This window comes from Skermanella sp., from assembly GCF_059503625.1.
In genome coordinates, this window is record NZ_JCACHA010000533.1 from 1 (window position 1) to 2060 (window position 2060).

Below are 2060 nucleotides of genomic sequence, written 5' to 3' on the forward strand. Positions count from 1 at the left end.
GATGACCTCCACAATGTTGCCAATCGCCTCGAGCCGGCATCGCCGGATCAAAGGGCTGGTCATCGGCTTTAGGCGGTGGCAGAGCCGGCACGCGGAAGACGACGTGAACGTGGTCACCGTCGACCTCAACCCGCCGAACCATTGCGCGGATGATCTCGCGCGTGCCATCCCAGTCGATCTCATCCAAGGCCCCGTGGACCCGGTCGGCAAAATCCTCGACGCGGCCGATCACCAGCGCCAGGCTGCGCTCTATCTCGGCATCGGCCACCAGCCGCTCCCGCTCACCCTCCAGTTGGGCGAGGCGCTCCCTCATGCCGCCGACCCGCGGCTCGAACTCGTCCCGCTCAATTCTCAGCTCGGCGTAGCTGTCGATCAGCCGTCCGATACCCCGGCGCACGGCCGCGATCTGGCGCTCGAGCGCCGCCACCGCCTCCGCGCCGTGCGAACTTCCCCGGCTCACGGCGAGACGGCGTTCGTACTCGGCGGCAAGCCGCCGGGGATCTTCAAGAACCGCCCGGATCTCGTCCCAGACCGCCCGTTCCAGCCGGTCGCTGCGGACCGACCGGTTGTCGCACACGGCCGTCCCGGCGAAGCGATGGGCGTCGGTTCCGGGGCAGCGGTAATAGCCGTAGTCGGCCGGGCGCTGCTTCCCGACCAGACCGCGTGCCATCTTACCGTAGAAGCCGTACCCGCAGCGCCGGCACACCACCAGGCCCTGCAGCAGCCAGCCGGGCCGGCGGCGGCGTTCACGCCGGTGGCGGCGGTTGGTCTCGAGTTGGGCCTGCGCCGCGTCGAACACCGCCGCATCGACCAGGGCGGGGACTGGGATCTCGATCCATTCCTCGCGCGGCACGGGTACCCGGGAGATCGCCTTCGAGGGATGGGGATGACCCTTACGGGGGCGCAGGGGCGGCTGTGCCTCGACATGGCGCGAGCGGCCGAAGACGGCGCGTCCGACGTAGGCGGTATTGCGCAGCATCAGCGCGACCGTGGTCGGATCCCAGCGCGCCAGCCCGGTCCGTGTCGGCCGGCCCGCCTCCTGTAGCCGGCGGCAGGCCTCGCGGAGGCTCAGGCGATCAAGGCCGATCCAGGCGAACAGAAGCCGGACCCAGCGTGCCTCCTCCTCGACCGCCTCAACGCGCGCCACCCCGCCGCCCTCGTCCCTGGTGACGTAACGGTAGCCGAACGGGACGCGACCGATGGCGCTGATCAGTCCTGAGCGGGCAGCGTGGCGACGCCCGCGCCGACTCCGCTCCAGGATCTTGGCGCGCTCGTACTCGGCGACCATCCCCTGGACCTGGAGCAGGAGGTCGTCCTCGGGGCTGGCACCGATTGGCCGGTTGACGAACACCACCTCGGCACCGGCCCGGCGGAACTCCTCGATCAGCAGGACCTGGTAGGCGTAGCGGCGCGCCAGGCGGTCGGGAGCGAGGACGTAGATGCGGTCGACCAGACCGCCCGCTACCCGGTCGCGCAGCCGCTCCAAAGCCGGGCGCCGCAGGGTGGTGCCGCTGAACCCCTCGTCGACAAAGGCATCCTCAGCCTCGAGCGCGACGCCGTCGGCGCCGATCCGGTCGCACAGCGCGGCCACCTGGCTGTCCACGGTGTTGCCGCGCGCCTGCTGATCAGTCGAGACCCTAGCGTAAAGGGCGATCTGAAGGTTAGGCATCCTCAGCCCTCCGATTTAGCGGCTTGGTTGCCGCGCCGTCCTTTCGGGGCTCGGCCGTCCCCAGATGCCGGCGCGTGATCGGCACAGCGCTCTCGTAGGCATCGGCTAGACTTTGCGGACTGGTCCGCGTCGTCTCGAACGACACCTCGACGGTCAACCGCGGCGCTTCCCTGCGCCGAGCCATCGGCGCCTCCCTCGGCACGCTCCCGCAGATCGGGTTGCCAATAGAGGTTCAACGGAGTGCCGTCGAAACCCTCTCGGTAGCGCGGGCGAAGCTGTGCGCGCTCAACCACCACCGTCCATTCGAAGTCCACAATGGCAACATTGTGGAGGTCGTCGTTCGCAGACTGGTCGGCGCTGTACTTCTCGAACAGAATGACGAGTGGCAGCT

Annotated in this window: 2 protein-coding genes; both read right to left on the reverse strand. The window is 69.2% G+C overall.

All coding sequences use genetic code 11. The annotated features are described in order from the left end of the window. Positions 1 to 1669, reverse strand: a 1669-nt coding sequence (locus AC5JJ6_RS11460) for a recombinase family protein (protein WP_496042154.1), incomplete at its 3' end; no start/stop codon positions are given. Between the two features lie 2 nt (positions 1670 to 1671). Beyond that, a partial coding sequence (locus AC5JJ6_RS11465; protein WP_496042155.1) for a hypothetical protein occupies positions 1672 to 2060 on the reverse strand: 389 nt, incomplete at its 5' end.